We start from the raw sequence: 17,320 nt of genomic DNA, 5'->3' as shown, positions 1-17,320 counted from the left end.
TGGCGGATTTACCCTCTGTCTTGGTCATGGTGGCGTTCCTTCGCGGGAATCAGGTGACGTTGAACATCACCAGCCTGCCATGACCGCCCACTCTCAGCGAATTTGCAGAACTCTCAGCACACTACCGTTACCATCGAAGGCGAATTCCGCCACGATGCCCTCACCATGAGGGAGGGATCATGAAGACGAAGATGACACATGCCACGCGCATGGGGCTCGCCAATGCGATCCGGGATCGCTGTGGGGGCGCACCGAACGGAAAAAGCGCGCGATCAATAGGCGAAACGGTGAGGGATATTCCTGTGCGCATGCGCCAAACTCGCATTCGCACCCGCGAAAGGAAATCCCGAGCCGAACTCTTATGTCAGATTGAGAACCACTAGCCGCTTCGGCGTCCTGCACCGGAGCTGGAGACCCATCTCCTTGTAAAGGCAACAGATTCGCGTCGGGTTGACCCCCATCCTTGCCGGTGCAGCAGCATGCGGACGCTCATCGAGCAGATCGTCTTCATCTCTGAGGCATGCTCGCCCGGTTCCTTACCATTGAACCCGCGCGCTCGTGGCTCCTTCTCCTCAGGAGTTGGAGCCTTCGGCAATCTCGGCGGTGAAAGTTTCGCAAGACTCCCGCCGCCCCAATATGACGCCGACGCTCCAGAGCATGATCTGGCTGAACATGATCTGGCTTGCAATAATTTAATAGAAATGCTACATCTTTGTCACAAAAGTTACAAAAATGAGCGGATTGGAAAGCCATGCTGATATCTTCGCGTGAGGATTGGTGGTTGGTTTTCGTAACTCTCCACAAATTGGAGTTTATCCCAGGCGAGATTGCAGGGGCTTTCGAAAGCGAGCGTCAAATCCAGAAGACGCGTCGTGCATAGCCTCCTTCGACAGCTTGGCGAAGGACGCTCCTTCGTGCCGGTTGGCGCCCATCCGATTGGACTTCCGATCGCTCATCGCATTGTCCCTCCACAGTCCGTCGCGCGCGGATATGAAGATGCGTTCATCGCCTCTCCGGAATGCCTTGTCACCACCAAGCGGATCGAGGTCAGTCAGGGTTTTGTGGACCAGGAGCACGGATTTGGTCGGCTGGCATTTGTCTTCCATCTCAATGGCCAGCGGATCGTTGATATTTCCGGTCTAGGAAAACGCCATCTCAATGGCCCATCGTTCAGCGTCCACTATCTGCCCAGCGGCGCCACAAAGAAGAGCACGTGGATGACGAAGGACCGCGAAACCGCGGTCGTGATTGGTTTCTGGCCTCATACGCCGCCCCAAGTGGTCAGCAAACTCCTAAGACAGGTGCCGGAGATTCAGCGTTTGCTACCGATCTGTGAGAGCAAACCGATGTGGCTTGAGCGGCCTCTGACAATCGAGATGGAGCAGGCGGCGCGCTTCATATTATCGCCGAGGGTGCACCCAGCCCTGTTCCCCGATATTTTGATGAACAAAGTCAATGAGCTTTTGTGTCTTGGAATTGACGCCCTAATGTCTTCGCCGCACGCCGAGCGGCTAAACACCGTGCAGGCAAAGCTGCAGCAAGCGCGGCAGATCATCGAGACAAATTTAAGGGACGTTCCCTCGGCGGCCGAGCTTGCCCGGCGGGTGGATCTGCCGGCCAGCACATTTTCCGTAGAATTTCAGCAAGAAATCGATATTTCACTCTCAGATTTCAAACTGCAGTTGCAAATGAAGAAGGCGCACCATTTGCTTGTGACAACGGGCTTGCCTCTAAAGTCGGTCAGCTATGAAGTGGGCTATCATCATGCGTCCAATTTCTGCACGGCCTTCAGACGCTATTTTGGTCGAACCCCGACAGAAGTGCGGAATGCTGCTAGTCGATAGTATGGCATAAAGGGAAGCGGACGTAGGGACATGCCGCGCGGAATCCAACGCCGCGGCATGTTATGGCGATGACGAGCCCCTAGGTCTGTGGACCGATCGAGTGAGCCCAGCGCCGGAAGCGCTCCGGCGACCATTCCGCGTAGCGGCGGTGCGAACTGGGCATGTGCTCTGGATCAGTTCCTAAATGGCCCCCATAGCGGCGTGCGTATAGGTGCTTGTCAAGCGGATGTTTGAGCGATCGGGAGGGGATCACAGCGACCGCACCCTTCTCGGCAATCCCTCTGGCGCAGCATCCGAGTCGTAGGCGGGGAGCCAGGGCAGGTAGCGTTGGGATGATGGCGTTCACGCGCCCGATCTGGGCGTATCGTCTTCTATCAGTGACGGCGCCGGTCATGATCGGGCAGATGGAGAAGCGGATCAGTGGTCGCCTGGTCGCCGCGTCGGGTGGCACCGGATGAACTCGTCTGGGCCAGCCGCATGACCTTGGCGGGGCCGTTGCAGCGGAGACATGGTCCTGGTGCAGGACACGAGGCGGCTGTTGGCGACGGCGACCGGTGGGTGTGGCGGCAGAGATAAGCAAAGGCAAAGATTTGGGCGGGGCTGCCGAAGGGCCTCTTGGCATAGACGACCCAGTTTGACCAGCCACGCTGACCGAAATGGCCTGCGAAGTGGCTGTGATGGGCGAGTGTGGCGAGATCGCCGAAGAAGGAAGAAGCGCAGCCCTCCTGGGTCGAAGGGTCGAAGGTCGAATGTGGCAGCGAGCCAGTGGAGGAACAGCTGTTGGACGGGCGAACATCTTCCAGGTCGAGCCGGTCCGGTGCCCGGCCGAAATACCGGCTAAACTTGGCGAACGCTGCATTGCCGGCGACAAATCGCGGGCCCTCGTGTCCTCGATCGCCCGTCGGCGCAGAGGGCTCCTCTCCGCCGACGGGCGATCTCCAGTCTGAGCGGTGGAATGCAACATCCACGGATATTCTCAGACAGGAGGCGTAGCCCCGACCGGAGAGCGGACTTGACGCGCGGCGGCGATGAGAGAATCCCCAGCGGGGGACTCTGATCAGGCGGTGCCGGGTGGTGGTATCGGAACACCTAATCGAACATAGCAGCGATAGGGACCGATGCCTGGCCTCCACATCACCGATCAACAGGTACATCGTTACATGTCTCAGCGTCGTCACCACAGCCAGGCCGTTGCGGCCGCCAAGGCTGGTATCAGCGAACGTAGTGCACGTCGGATCGACAAGGATCCGCGCCTGCCATCCCAGCAGAACCGCAAGCGCCACTGGCGAACCCGGCCAGACCCTCTCGAACAGGTGTGGCCGCGCGTAGAAGAGCTGCTCAAGATCGATGGCATCCTGTCCGTTACCATCTTCGAGACCGTGCAGGACGAGTTCGGGGAGGATGCCTTTCCCGACGGCGTGAGACGAACCCTTGAGCGCCGGATTGCCCGGTGGCGGGCGCTGAACGGGGGCGAGAAGGAGATCATCTTCGCGCAGCATCACGCGATCGGCCGACAGGGGCTGTCGGACTTCACCGTCTGTGACGATCTGCGCATCACCATCGGCGGCGAGTGCTTCGGCCATCGCCTCTTCCATTTCCGCCTCGCCTGCAGCGGTTGGGAACATGCAGCGGTCGTGCTCGGCGGAGAGAGCTTCACCGCCTTGTCGGAACATTTGCAGGATGCCCTGTGGAAGCTGGGTGGTGTGCCGGCGGAACACCGCAGCGACTCGTTATCGGCCGCCTACAAGAACCTCAATGCCGACGCCCAGTGCGATGTCACCCGCAACTATGAAGCGCTGTGCCGCCATTATGGCATGACGCCGACGCGCAACAACAAAGGTGTCGCCCATGAGAACGGTTCAATCGAAGCTCCCAATGGCCACCTGAAGCGGCGCCTCGACCAGGCTCTGCGCCGCCGGGGCAGCCGCGATTTCGCCAGCATCGAGGACTATCGTCGCTTCGTCGAGAAGGAGGTTGCCAAGCAGAATCGGCGCCGGGCTAAGCTTTTCGAGGAAGAGCGCCGCCTTCTCGAGCCGCTGCCGCCCCGGAGAACGACCGATTTCACCCTGGTCAGCGCGGACGTCACGCGCAACAGTACGATCAGCATCGACCGAGTCATCTATTCGGTACCGTCGCGCCTCATCGGCCGGCGCCTCCACGCTCATCTGTTTGACGACCGTATCGACCTCTTCCTCGGGCCGGACCGGGTGATGACCACCAACCGGATCCGCGTCAGCCATCCTGGCCGGGGGCACAGTATCGATTTCCGGCACTTCGTCGCGAACCTGAAGCGCAAGCCTCAGGCGCTGCGCTACATGGTCTATCGAGACGCCTTGTTTCCCTCTCATGCCTATGCCCGAGCATGGCACACGCTCGATGCCGCACTCGACGCCCGACAGGCCTGCCGCACCATGGTCGCTCTCCTCGATATCGCCGCCAACGGCAACTGCATCGAGGCCCTGGCCCGGCGCATCGAGGCTTTCCTCGATGCCAACGAGCTCCCCGAAATCGCAGGACTGAAGAGCGAGTTCCTGCCCGCTATGCGTGCCCGTGACCACGTCACCATCCCACCGCCCGATTTCGTCGGATACAACCGCCTTCTGGCCAGCGGACAGGTGCTGTGATGAGCAGACGAGATGGCCGAGCGCACCTCACGGCGTATCCAGCGCCATCGCGACCAGTCCGGCCTGCCGGCCGGAAAGACCTTCGGCACGTTCGACTTCGACGTGGCCGCGGGCATCCACAAGCCTCACCTGCTGTCGCTCGCGACCGGCGAAGGCTGGATCGAAAGCGGCGGTAACCTTCTTCTCTTCGGCCAGTCCGGCACCGGCAAGACCCACGCCATCGCCGCTATCGGCCATGCTCTTATCGACGCCGGGCGCCGTGTCCTGTTCTGCAACACCACCGATATGGTCCAGAGACTCCAGGTCGCGTGGCGCGAGCTCAGTCTTTCTTCGATGCTCGACAAGCTCGACAAATATGATCTCATCGTCCTCGACGACATGTCCTATGTCCGGAAGGACCAAGTCGAAACCAGCGCTCTGTTCGAGCTCATCGCTCACCGATATGAGCGTCACTCGATCGCGATCACCGCCAATCAGCCTTTTTCCGCCTGGTCTGACGTTTTTCCAGATCCCGCTATGACCGTCGCCGCGATCGACCGCCTTGTTCACCACGCCACCATCATCGAAATGAAGGGCGAAAGGTACCGCAAGCGGTCCGCCGTCGCTCGCATCTCGGCCATGGAAGGCGCCAGCGACACACCAGACGCGCCGAACAACTGCGCGGCGTTGGTGTAATTGTCGCTGGCGACAATTACCCATCGCCACTCGACCGGCGTCAAACCACGCCAACACACCGCTCAGCGACAATTAGAACTCCCGTAATTGTCGCTGAGCCGTTGCCAGATCCACAGCCCTCGTGACAGCCAAATCACACCACGCGGCACGGCCTCCTACCGGCCATCATAATCGACGCCGACCGGTCTCCATAATCGTCGCGCTACACCTAGTGCTGATTTCTCTTGTTTCAAATCGCATTTGAAGCTCAGGTAGACAGGCTGGCAGCCAGAAGATCGCGCTGGCGCATTGCCTCGGCTAGAATCGCGTCCTGATCCATTGTGATGAGGCGGCCTTTTTCCATCACGACCTTGCCGTCGACGATGACAGTATCGACCGGGATCATCGAAGAGGAGAGCGATAACAGGGTTCCCATATCATCACGCCAGGACAGATGGGTGATGTCGCGCGCCTCCCTTATCACCACGTCCGCCCGCTTGCCGACCGTTAAACTGCCAAGCCTGTCGCCGAGGCCCAGATTGTTGGCCGCGTCAATTGTTTGCATATAAAATGGATCAGCGTCATCCAATCGTTCCCCGAACGATGCGGAGAGGTAAAGACTTAGAAGACCGGCGATTCCAATCGGATGGATCATTATGGTGTCGACGCCTAACGAGATACTCACCCCATTTTTGTACAGATACGGGAACCAACATTTGCTCGGGGGTGTCACTCGATAGCCGAGCGCGTTGTTGGGGCACCACGAGAGACCCGGCTTTTCTGAAATGATAAGTTCGATGTCCGCTTCATCAAGAACATTCATGTGAGCGAGCGTAGTATTAGGGGCTAACGCACCTAGCCTCTGCATGCGAACAGCACCGGAGTCACCCCGCTTTCTTCTTTCATCTCTAACGAATTCGGGAAGGAATGATTGATGCTGCCAAAGTATGACGGTAGATTCTGCAGCCAATTTAGCCGCTTCACGCGTAAGGTCATCCGTGGCTGTGCCCTCTCCATACAGACATACGTACCCACGCACCAAGGCGTTTTCATCCTCATTTCGAGCGATCTCGCGTTTGCATTGATCAATCACGCGCTCTGCATCAGCAGGGGCACGTTTAACAACCGCGTCATTATGCAACTCCGGAAAAATTTCGTCGAATGACGATAAATCATCCCAACCGAATGGCGCCGACACCATTGCACGCACTCCACATTTCGTCATCGACTCGGCGAAGGCATCCGTCTCAAAAATTGTTCCTGGCTCGAAGAAGAGCGTGAACCCCCGCTGCAACATTGAACAGGCAGCCGCTGCGGTGTACGCTGAAGTGACTATCGGGTTGGTTGCAGCCTTGAGTACGGCGTAGTTCAGCTTCGTCTTGGCGCCGCTCTGGGGTGAGAACGGCGCGCCATGATAGGCCATACCTGTCATGTGCAGGTGCGTTTCAACGAAACCGGGATGCACCAAAGCTCCCCCCGCGTCGATCGTGCGGGAGGCCTGATAAGCGGAGAGAATCTGCAACTCCTGGCCCACGCCAACAAGGGCGCCATCCTGTATCGCAATCGCACCGGGTCGATAGTGTGGCTGACTTCTGTCCCCAGTGAAGATGTCCCCGTTGAAGATCAGCGTATCGACGGTCTCCTTGTGCATGCCATAACCTCCTTGGTGGTAACTACTCTCATCGGTTCCGCCTATCGATTCACAAGTCACTCGGAGCGAAAAGATGGATAACGCCATATGCGCCTGTTCTCCCGACAGCAACGTCCAGTTCGAACGCGCAGGATCGAAGAGCAAATGCTCCCGCCGGCGCTAACGCATTCAGTGCTCCCTTTGCAAAACGAAAAACCACGGCTTCAAGATGCTCCGTCCTAGCTGATCGAACTGGCACAGTTTTGGCTTTCAACTGAGTCTCCGCCCATTGCAGAGAATTGAATCGACAACGTCCTACGTACGCGGGAGTCGAGTTGTTATCGGATCGTACCTGTAATTCGTGCCGCCGAATGCCAGACCGTTCTATAAAGACCGAAATCATCTCTTGATCACTTATAACGTTCCGAAACAATACACTCACCAGATAGCTTGAGCTGCCGTCTCCGCCTGAGGCAGCTTGGACCGGAGCCGTTCACAGTGCTCAAATCATTTGGCCCAGATGCTGCCGGTGCAGTCGCTTAGTCATTTCGATTGAGATATTCATTAAGCTTCTTAGCCAGGACGTTCACATGCGGCGGAGCAACCATCGTGTAATGGTCACCCGGCACCTCGTGAATTTCCAGATGGCCTCGCGCGAATTGCTTCCACCCAAGATCGCCATCAGGGTGATTGGTGGATATGCGCAATCCTTTCTTGGCCGCAAAAAGAACGGACCTGCTGTCGTTGGGCCGAGGCGTATAATCATGCAGCGCAATTTTATTTGCCTCGGCTACCGCCAGGATACGGTCGAGCTGCGTGTCACTGATGTCGGGGACGTTGCCTGCTTGTGTCCCAAATTCGAGCAAGGCAGTGACCTGACGCTCACTCTTGATGGATTTCAGCTTTCGCCAATGTTTATTCAGAGTCGGAAAAAGCGTGCTCAATATGACCACTGGCTCGCTCAGCCAGTCAGGAATGGGGTTGTTGCCGAGCAGGCGATGATAGCGGCCGCTTGTGTCCTCTTCAGGCTTGTGAAGTGCCTTAGCATCGAGCAGCCCAAGTATTGCTATCTCATCACCAGTATCGCGCAGTTGACAGGCCATTTCCCAGGCAATGCTGCCGCCCATCGATAAGCCGACCAGCTGATAGGGGCCTAGTGGCTGTGCGCTCTTAATGGCCTCAACATATTCCCGCGCCATCTCCGGGATGCTCAGGTGAGGTCTTGCGTCGCCGTCCAGCCCGCGCGCCTGCAGGCCGAAGAGCGGTTGCTCCGCGCCCAGTGCTTTAGCAAGAGGCGTATAGAGGAGCACATGTCCGCCAAACGGGTGGGGGCAAAATAGAGGCCTCCGCGAACCGCCGGTTTGTATCGGCACCAATGCCTTCGGACGCGCGCTTTCACGTGTCTTCGACAGGGCTATCGCTAGCCCTCTTGGTGTCTCGTATTCCAACAGGACGGAGACAGCCAATCTCTCTCCCGTGAGCTGCTCGATGCGGTTGATGACGCTTAAGGCGCTCAACGAATCGCCACCAAGATCAAAGAAGCTGTCGGTCAGAGCAACGTCATCCAAGCCCAAAATGTCCCGATAAACCACCGCAATTTGGTGGTCCAAAGCTACCTCGCCAGACATCTTAACCATAATCGGACCACGAGCTTCTTCGTTCCCAGCCGGGTGATCGACGGATGTGGCTGCAGCATTAGGTTGATTCAAATCCGCACTTTTTTCCCGCTCGTTGGTGCCGACCACATCGAGCCAGTATCGCTTGCGATCAAAGGGGTAAGGGGGTAGGGGGGTGCGCTGTGGGGGGTGATGGTCGTGCAGGCCACACCAATCGACGCAAACGCCACAGGTCCAAAGCTTGCCCAGCGTCTGTAACAGCCTCGCGTGATCACCTTGCCCATTATCGCCTCCTGGCAACGCTGCAAACGCGAGGGGCCCGCGCAGGTTGTTCTTTGGCTTGAACTGTCTCGAATGTCTGGTCAGGGCTGCGCCAGGGCCTATCTCAATGGACAACTCGTGGCCCGATTGAACTAGCCGATCGAAAGCCAGATGAAAATTCACCGTCTCTCGCAGATTACGGACCCAATAACTACCGTCAAGCGGAAGGTCCCCCTCAACCCAGTCACCGAGCACCGTTGACATGAAAGGTAGCTGCGGGGCGTGCAACTCGACTTGTCCTGCATGAATCCCAAACTCCGGCAGGATTGGATCGAGCAGCGATGAATGCACAGCATGACTTGCACGTACTCGTTTGCTCGCAACGGAATTCGCCTCCAATCGCTGTTGAAACGCTGCGATCTCGGATGCAGCCCCCGAAACGATGCACTGATGCGGCCCGTTTATTGCCGCCAACGAAAGGCTTTCGTTCCAGTGAGGCTGGAGCTCTTCGGGCGACCGCCCGACCGCAACAATGCCACCGGCGGGCACACGCGACGTTAGCTGTCCCCTTATAAATGTCAGTCGAATGGCGTCGGGTAACGAGATCATGCCCGCAAATTGAGCGGCGGCATATTCTCCAATGCTATGGCCGATCACAGCTGCAGGGAAAATGCCCCACGAGATGAAGAGCTTCGCCATTGCATATTGCGTGGCGAAGATGACGGGCTGTATGACGGCTTCAAGCTGAGTCTCAAGCGCGCCATCGGATTTGCCTTTCCTATAGAGCAGGGGCCGGAAATCAACATGTGCGAACTCGTTAAGCCACTTTGCGCATTCGTCGATGGCGCTGCGGAATACCGGCTCTTCTTGATAAAGCTCCCGGCCGATTCCGATCTGCTGCCCGCCCTGGCCGGAGAACATGAACACGATACGGTGTTCACTCCTTGACGCCTCTCTCGACGCACCCGCATTCAGTGCCTCCTGATCAAGTTGGTCGGCTAGTTCCGCCAGATCGGAGCCGACGAAACTTGTACGATATCTGAGGGCGGCTCGACCGTTTTGCATGGTATATGCGATATTTGCTGCGCTGTGCCGAACATCATGTCGGCGAATAAAGCCGGCCAGTTGTCGGAGCATTTCAGCCAGTGCCAGCCTGCTTGCCCCCGATACTGGAAACACGTGCAGCCTGCGATCGCCTTGACCATCGGTTCGCGGCGGAGCCTCTTCGAGAATCATATGCGCATTCGTGCCACCAATGCCAAATGAACTGACCCCTCCGCGCCGTGGCTCCCCACCTATGGGCCAAGGGGTGCAAGTCTTGTTTACGAACACCGGGCTCTCCTGAAAGTTGATGTTTGGGTTGGGCTTATCGAGATGGAGGCTAGCGGGAATGACGGCCTTGTTCAGCATTATGGCGAGCTTGATCAATCCAGTTACACCCGCTGCGGCGTCGAGATGGCCGATGTTGGTCTTGACCGAACCTATTGCGCAGAATTGTTTCCTTGCTGTGTGGGAACCGAAGGCCTTGGTCAGGCCCGAGATTTCGATGGGGTCTCCAAGATAGGTTCCCGTACCATGCGCCTCCACATAACCAATGGTATCCGCAGAGACCTCGGCATCGGTGAGGGCAGCTTGGATCACCGCAGCCTGTCCGTCGGTGCTGGGAGCGGTGAACCCCACCTTAGCGGCGCCATCATTGTTGATGGCGGTCCCCCTTATGACTGCCCAAATGTAGTCGCCGTCTCTACAGGCATCGCTCAGCCGCTTGAGAACGACGACCGCAGTTCCACTGCCTCTCACCGTTCCTTGCGCTCTAGCATCGAACGCACGGCAGTGGCCGTCAGGGGACAAGATGTGGCCTTGTTGATGGAGATAACCTTTTCCCTGGGGCAGGGAAATCGATGCACCCCCCGCGAGCGCCAGGTCGCACTCATTGCTGCGCAGGCTCTGGCATGCGAGGTGGACTGCAACGAGGGAAGTGGAGCAGGCCGTCTGCACTGACACGCACGGGCCGGTTAAGTTGAGCTTATAGGCGATGCGGGTCGCCGTGAAATCGGGGCCGTTAAGAATGCGGATCTGCAACTTCTCTGAATCCAGCAGGTTGCGGCCCGCTTCGCGTTCAGCGAGATAGTGGTTGGCCCCCACGCCAGCAAAGACGCCGACATGGCCTTCTGCGGTCTCGCGCGATCCGTATCCCGCATGGTCGAGCGCTTGATACGCCGTTTCCAGCAACATCCGCTGTTGCGGATCCATCCACGCTGCTTCCTTAGGCGATATGCCGAAAAACGCTGCGTCAAACAGATCAACTCCGCCGATAACGGCTTCGCGTCTCACATAGTTGGGCTTGCCAAAAATGTGGGGATCGACGCCAGCTTCACACAATGTCTGTTCATCCAGATCTGAAATGGACTCTACGCCACCGAGCAGATTGTTCCAGAATTGATCAACGTTCTCCGCCCCTGGGAACCTCCCCGCCATCCCGATGATCGCAACAGCATTTTTGTCCTGTTTAGGCTCCTTTGCACTTGCGGCCGAACCGATTGATTTCTTAGAATCTTCAGCGGCGTCAGGAACGGCTCGAATTGCGGCCAAGTGCGCAGCGAGCGTTCTTATGGTGGGGTGCTCGAACACATCCAGGATCTTGCAATCAATACCCAAGCGATCGTAGATACGCGCCTGAACTTGGACGACGGCCATGGAATGCCCGCCAACGTCGAAGAAGTTGTCGTCAATATCGACCGAGTCTAGCTTCAGCACGTCCTTCCATATCTCAGCCAACGCCTTCTGAAATGTGCCGGTTGGTAAACTTGCTACTTTCCATTTCGAGACGATTCTCGGGTGTGGAAGAGCGTGCCGATCGATTTTGCCGCTACGATTGGTCGGCAGTTGCGGGAGAAACACGAACTGCGAAGGAATCATGTAGCCAGGCAGCGCGGCGCGCAATAAAGTCTGTAGCTCATCGGTACCCTCCGAACTCTCCCGTTGCATCACCAGATAGGCTATCAAGCCCTCGTTTTCGTCGGGGCCGTTTGTCAGCGCAACGCAGCATGCTTTCACGTTTTCGTGCCCCATGAGGCACTGCTCAATTTCAGCAAGCTCGACCCGCATGCCGCGGATTTTGATCTGTCCGTCCTTTCTACCCAGAAACTCAATCGTGCCGTCCGACCGGTAGCGGACCCGATCCCCAGTCCTATAGAGCATCGATTTCGGCTTATCTTCGAACGGGTTTGGCTGGAAAAGCTCGCGCGTGAGTTCATCTCGATTGATGTAGCCACGAGCTACACCGACGCCCCCGATGTAAAGTTCACCGATTGCGCCAACCGGTGCCGGGTTCCCATAGCGATCGAGGATGTAAGCCTTGGTATTGATGGCGGGGCGCCCAATGGCTGGTTTTTGCCGTCCGGCTTCCACTTGGGTCCTTATGGAATAAACGGTCGTTTCGGTGGGCCCATAGGAATTGAAGATACGGCGCTTTTGACCCCAGCGCTCAATGAGGCTGGAAGGCATAGGCTCTCCACCTGACTTGATAACAGTGAGATCAGGAAGATCGGTCGACGGCAAAGAGTTCCATGCTGTCGGTGTAAGACCGGCCGCAGTGATGCGCTCACGATGCATGAACTCGACAAGTTCTGCCCCGGGCAGCGATGCTGACGGGGGAGCCAGGCACAATTGGCCGCCAGAAGATAAGGCCAACATGAAATCAAACAGCGATGCATCAAATCCGCAGGAAGCGAACTGCAATACTCGACTATCCGGCCCCAGCTGATAGGTGTGTTTTAGATCTTCCGCCATGTTGCAGACGCTGCGATGTTCAATCATCACGCCTTTCGGCTGACCCGTAGAACCAGACGTATAGATGATGTAAGCCAAATCGGACGGACCGGCGGGGCAGTGCGGACGCGTAACTTCATGCAGAGCAATTTCGGTGTGGTCCTTGTCGAGGAGAACCACCGCGCATCCCCTCGCACCTTCAATGTTTAGCCCTGACAGGGCTTTCCCGATCGTCTGTTCTCTAAGCTCCGTTTTGCTGATGATCGTCGTGGCGCCAGCGTCCCGCAACATGAAGCGCAGGCGCTGGCCTGGGAGTCTCGAATCAAGAGGAAGATAGACGGCCCCCGCCTTTAAGACCGCTAGAAAGCCGACAATTAGATCGCACGAACGCTCAAGGAGGACGCCGATCACGTCTCCAAGGCGGACGCCCCTTGAAATCAAGTGACGGGCAAGCCTGTTTGCCCTTTGCTCAAGTACGGCATAGCTGAGCGCCTCCGATGGGCAGCTGACAGCGATATTGTCTGGGTAAGTGGCAACCTGCGCTTCAATGAGGTTCTGCAAGCAAATGTCGGATGGAAAAGGTGCGGCCGTATCGTTCCAACCATGCAGAAGCTGATGCTCTTCTTCTGGCGTAAGAAAGCTATAGTTGCCTATCCGTCGCGCAGGCGCATCGGCAATCCCCTCGAGCAGAGAACAATATTGCCTCGCCAGCCGCTCGATGGTGCTGTGATCCCACAAATCGGCATTGTATACGACGTAAAGGCGGACGCTTTCTTTTCCGGCCAGAATTCGGAAATCAAGATCGATCCAGATATCGGTTTCGCAAAGTCGGATTTGCGCAGGCAAGCCGGAGAGCTGGACGTCGCATGGCCGGAAGGCAAGAGAACTCACCGCCTCCGGAATGAAGTTGAAAACGGCTTGCGAAAGCGGATTGCGATTAGGTGCGGGAGGGAGCTTGAGCTTCTCCAGCAGAAGGGGAAGAGGAAAATACTCGTGACTGCGTGCGCATCGCATCAGGTGGCGTACCCGCTGCAAATGGTCGAGGAAGGTGGGATTTCCGGAAAGATCCTGCCGGAGGGCCCCCAGAGTCACAAAGTAGCCGAAGGTCTCCGAAAAATTTCCTGCCGGACGACCGAGGCGTGGCACGAAGAGGGTGATGTCGTCCTGGTCGCCATAGCGATGCAGAAGGACGTAGTAGGCAGCGAGTAGGACCGTGGCGAGCGTCACTTTTTCTTTGCGGGCCAGTCGCTCTAGGCGCGTGACCAGCGGCATCTCGATATCCAGGGAGAAGAACGATCCGGTATGCGTGGCAAGCCCAGTTCGTGGTCTGTCCGTCGGAAGGGCCAGCTCAGGTTCATGATGGCCAAACTGGCTGCGCCAGTAGGCCCACATGCGTTCTCCGTCCTCGCCGGCAAGGAGGCATTCCTGCCAAGTTACAAAGTCCCCGTAAGAAGCCGCAGTGGTCAGACTCGGCATGTCTGTGTTGCCGCAGCACGCCTGATAGATCCCGCCGAACTCGCGCATGAAGGTGCGAATACTGTAGCCGTCGGAAATGATGTGATGGAAGTTGAGGAGGAGAATCTCCTCCGTGGCACTGCGGATGAACAGGTGCGCGCGAAAGACCGGCCCATCTTGCAGGTTAAAAGGCGAGCGAGCTTCCGTCGCGACAGATTCGTGGAATTCCGCCACTTCGACACCTGGCAGCCGAACGACATGAAAGCTCAAAGAGGCTGTCTCATAGATGCGTTGAACGACGTGGTCACCTTCCTGGTGAAAGGTCGTGCGCAGCATTTCATGGCGGTCGATTAATAATTGGAGCGCGCACCGCAAGGCAGCAATGTCGAACGGTGCCTTTATCCGCAGTTCGACTGGAAGATTGTATTCGCTACCGGTTGGTCTTTTTTGATGATGTAGCCAAAGGCCCGTTTGGCCATGCGAGAGCGGACGGCTGAGGTAGTTCATTGGTTTCTCCAGCACTTGCAATACGGAGAAGATACATACTTTTTCCGGAATGTGATTGAATATTCTGGTAATAAATTGTAATGATTTTGTTGTGTAGATATCTTAATTGATACAAATCTTATAGCAATTTTGTAATAATAAATAGTACTTCAACTATTATGGGTATCTCATGATTTTTTAAATGGATTCGCACAACTTCAGCTCGAATTTGTCCCAAGCGTAGCCGGGGCTGCGCGCGAGCGTGGATCGCTCAGTATCAACGCCCTGTCGGCCATCATCTGGGGCTGACGGTAGACGGCAGATGATAACCCCACTTCGCCATCATGATATGGGCGAGCGCGGCATAGCTGAGCTTGCCGCGTGCAATGGCTTTGGCGGGTACGAGCGCCTGGACGATTATTATCTCAGGTCCGGCAGCGGTACTTGGGTCGAACGGCCTCGATCACCTGCCAGGCTTGGGCGACCAGGTCGAGCATCTCGTCGCTATCTTCGCCCATGGCGCGCAGATCGCCGCCGCAGCCCGGCAACCTGCGCAAGACGGCTCGCGAACGATCCGCTTGCGCGGCAGGTTCGGGTTGAGCTTGCGCACCGGCAACACCCGGACCTTTGTCGGTGTCAGCGACGATGGGCAACTCAATATCGGGCACGCTGGCGGCGAAATCGGTCTCGAGATCTTCGAGTTCGAGCAGCATCTGGCCCAGCTTCTCGGACGAGCGCACCGCTTAACTCGGCGACCACATCGCCCCCCTGCATGTTCCAATGGCATGGCGCGAAAGCTCAATGTTCGTCGGCCTATTGCAAAGTGCCTCGGTGCATCGCTTGCGGCGAACCGGCGCAACGGGGGGTCGAAGAAGACGGTGCTGACGGGATGGCTCGAACTTTCGATCCGCGTGAGCGCGCCGGCTCTTTCGATCCGAAGCTGATCGCAAAAATATCAGCGGCGCGAGCTCGGGCAATGACGCAAGAGCATGTAAAGGACGAAGCGCTTCTAAAGGCACAGCCCACACGCGAATTCGTCAAGGCGGGACAAATAGCGGCACTATCATTGTTTCTGGCAAGCGAAGGGTTCCACATTTCAATGGCGTGAGTTAAGCTCAGAAGTCACCGGTTTTCTGAAGCGCCAAAATTCGAGGAAATCCACGTCGTACTTTTGAGCGCTTTCATATAGCGGCTAGCAGGCTGTTGAAGAAGTCCACTTGCGGGCGATGAAGTCTGCTTCATGCCGCCATGGAAGCAGATTTGCCCGATGACGGAGCCGTCCGGCTGGATTTCAGCCCAGCCGTCGCCCTGAACTTCGTCCATTTCGTCGTTGCCTTGCCAGGAGAAAGCGACATGATTGCTGTCGGCCCCGCCGAAGATTTGCCCGGTGACGCAGCCGAAGGCAAATTCGCCAGATCCATCTGCCGCGAACTCGATGTAGGCGGGCTCCATCATGTCGGCATAGTCCTCGACATAATCGGGCATTTCTACAATCCGCCAGCGGCCTGAGATGCTCATGCCGGCGCCGCCAGAAGCTTGGGCAAGCGGACCAGATTGTAGGCCGCCAGGTTCAGGGTGAAGGCCGCGCCCACACGGGCGCATCCTCGCAGCTTGACCTTGGCCATGCCGGCGGACGACTTGATCCAACCGAACACTTCCTCGATCCGCTTGCGGCGGCGCTGGCTGACCGCATAACTGGTGTGACAGCGCGTGCGGCCATCGATCGCCGTCACGCGAGGCTTGCCGTTTTTGCTCAGATGGCCATTGACGGCGATATGCGGCGTGACCTTGCGCTCGCGCAGGTCCTTGACGAACTGGCGCACATCATAGGCCTTATCGGCACCGAGCGTGATGCGCCGCCGCGACGGTCTGCGATCCAACATGGCAAGCGTGGCTTCGCGTTCGGCTGTACCAGTGGCTTGGGTGACGCCGCCATCGACCGCCAGCCCATGACGGTTCTCCATCAGCGCGTGTCCCATGTAGCACAGCTTTGCCGGCTGCCCGTCACCCTTCTTGTAGAGCCGCGCCTGCGGGTCGCTCGTGCTCTGGTGCGTGTCGTTGGAGCGCTTCTCCTTATGAAAGCCGCGCTCGGCGTTACGGCCCGCTCCATCAGGGTCATTGTCGCCGCCATCCTTGCGGCGGAAGCTCTTGATCGAAGCCCAAGCCTCGATCAGTGTTCCGTCCACCGAGAAATGATCTGACGACAACAGCCGCTTCACCCGAGGCTGCGCCAGCACCGCGCGCAGGAACTTCGCCGCGATCTCGCCTTCCAGCAGCCGATCCCGGTTCTTGGTGAAGCTCGAATGGTCCCAGGCTGGCTCGTCAACACCAAGCCCCACGAACCAGCGGAACAGCAGATCGAACTCCATCCGCTCCATCAACTGACGCTCCGAGCGGATGCCGTAGAAGGCCTGCAACAGCATCGCACGCAACAACCGCTCCGGCGCGATCGATGGTCGGCCGAACCCGGGCCGATAAAGCACCGCAAAATCCCCATCCATCTCCACCAGAGCCGCGTTCACGATCTCCCGTATCACTCGAAGAGGATGATCGTGCCGGACCCGAGCTTCAAGGTCGACATACGAAAACAGCGAACCCGTCCGTTCATCCAAACCGCGCATCAAGTGGGTCCCTTCCGAAGGACACCAGTGAATCACGCTTGGTTCGGCTATGCCACCGACTTCTTCAACAGATGGGGTGATTGGGGTCTCGCCCGAGCCGGATTGAGGGCGGCTACTCCTGTCGGGATGTTAGAACGTGGTCGCCTTGGAGCGCCAAACATCGGGAAGGAGCAGCCATGAAGTATTTTGCTGGATTAGACGTATCTTTGGCAGAGACCGCGATTTGCGTCGTTGATGAGAGCAGTCGGATCGTGAAGGAAACACGAGCGGCGAGCGAACCGCAGGCCTTGTCCGATGCGTTGCGGAAGCTCGATCTGCCGCTGGAGCGCATCGGGCTGGAAGCGTGCTCGCTGACGGC

At 57.6% G+C, this 17,320-nt stretch carries 7 protein-coding genes and 4 pseudogenes; 5 read left to right on the top strand and 6 right to left on the bottom strand.

Going from position 1 to position 17,320, the window contains the following annotated elements; translation table 11 throughout:
- Positions 1–872 precede the first annotated feature (872 nt).
- The gene (locus O7A70_RS32340) at positions 873–1,844 is read left to right on the top strand and encodes an AraC family transcriptional regulator (RefSeq protein WP_337143971.1); all 972 of its coding nucleotides are present in this window, start codon (positions 873–875) and stop codon (positions 1,842–1,844) included.
- Between the two features lie 193 nt (positions 1,845–2,037).
- Here O7A70_RS32340 and O7A70_RS32335 read toward each other — a convergent pair.
- Positions 2,038–2,150, bottom strand: a pseudogene (locus O7A70_RS32335) (IS5/IS1182 family transposase); the annotation flags it as partial.
- Between the two features lie 812 nt (positions 2,151–2,962).
- Between O7A70_RS32335 and istA the strand changes: the two are divergent.
- Both istA and istB read left to right on the top strand, forming a co-directional pair.
- A complete protein-coding gene (gene istA / locus O7A70_RS32325; protein ID WP_442921246.1) occupies positions 2,963–4,468 on the top strand; it encodes an IS21 family transposase in 1,506 nt (501 codons plus the stop codon).
- A 9-nt stretch (positions 4,469–4,477) separates the two neighbouring features.
- Positions 4,478–5,143: pseudogene (istB, locus tag O7A70_RS32320) on the top strand (IS21-like element helper ATPase IstB); the annotation flags it as partial.
- Positions 5,144–5,390: 247 nt separating this feature from the next.
- Here the strand turns inward: istB and O7A70_RS32315 are convergent.
- From O7A70_RS32315 to O7A70_RS32305, 3 genes are all read right to left on the bottom strand, one after another.
- Positions 5,391–6,773, bottom strand: a complete 1,383-nt coding sequence (locus tag O7A70_RS32315; protein ID WP_337143970.1) for an amidohydrolase family protein — start codon at positions 6,771–6,773, stop codon at positions 5,391–5,393.
- A gap of 518 nt (positions 6,774–7,291) precedes the next feature.
- Positions 7,292–14,362: a non-ribosomal peptide synthetase/type I polyketide synthase gene (locus tag O7A70_RS32310; RefSeq protein WP_337143968.1), complete on the bottom strand. Its 7,071-nt coding sequence runs from the start codon at positions 14,360–14,362 to the stop codon at positions 7,292–7,294.
- A 404-nt stretch (positions 14,363–14,766) separates the two neighbouring features.
- Complete coding sequence (locus tag O7A70_RS32305; protein ID WP_337143967.1) at positions 14,767–15,054, bottom strand: IS66 family transposase zinc-finger binding domain-containing protein; 288 nt, start codon at positions 15,052–15,054, stop codon at positions 14,767–14,769.
- 248 nt (positions 15,055–15,302) lie between these two features.
- On the opposite strand from O7A70_RS32305, the pseudogene O7A70_RS32300 reads away from it, so the two are divergent.
- Positions 15,303–15,449: pseudogene (locus tag O7A70_RS32300) on the top strand (3-hydroxybutyrate dehydrogenase); the annotation flags it as partial.
- Positions 15,450–15,463: 14 nt separating this feature from the next.
- Here the strand turns inward: O7A70_RS32300 and O7A70_RS32295 are convergent.
- Both O7A70_RS32295 and O7A70_RS32290 read right to left on the bottom strand, forming a co-directional pair.
- Positions 15,464–15,859, bottom strand: coding sequence for a hypothetical protein (locus tag O7A70_RS32295; protein ID WP_337143966.1), 396 nt, complete (start codon positions 15,857–15,859; stop codon positions 15,464–15,466).
- A complete protein-coding gene (locus tag O7A70_RS32290; RefSeq protein ID WP_337143965.1) occupies positions 15,856–16,962 on the bottom strand; it encodes an IS5 family transposase in 1,107 nt (368 codons plus the stop codon). Before O7A70_RS32290 ends, O7A70_RS32295 begins: the two co-directional genes overlap by 4 nt.
- A gap of 176 nt (positions 16,963–17,138) precedes the next feature.
- On the opposite strand from O7A70_RS32290, the pseudogene O7A70_RS32285 reads away from it, so the two are divergent.
- Positions 17,139–17,320 (top strand): annotated as a pseudogene (locus O7A70_RS32285) (IS110 family transposase); the annotation flags it as partial.

The sequence above is a fragment of the Mesorhizobium sp. Cs1299R1N1 genome (assembly GCF_037179655.1).
Classification (GTDB): Bacteria; Pseudomonadota; Alphaproteobacteria; order Rhizobiales; family Rhizobiaceae; genus Mesorhizobium; species Mesorhizobium salmacidum.
This window is presented reverse-complemented; position numbering and strand designations above follow the sequence as displayed.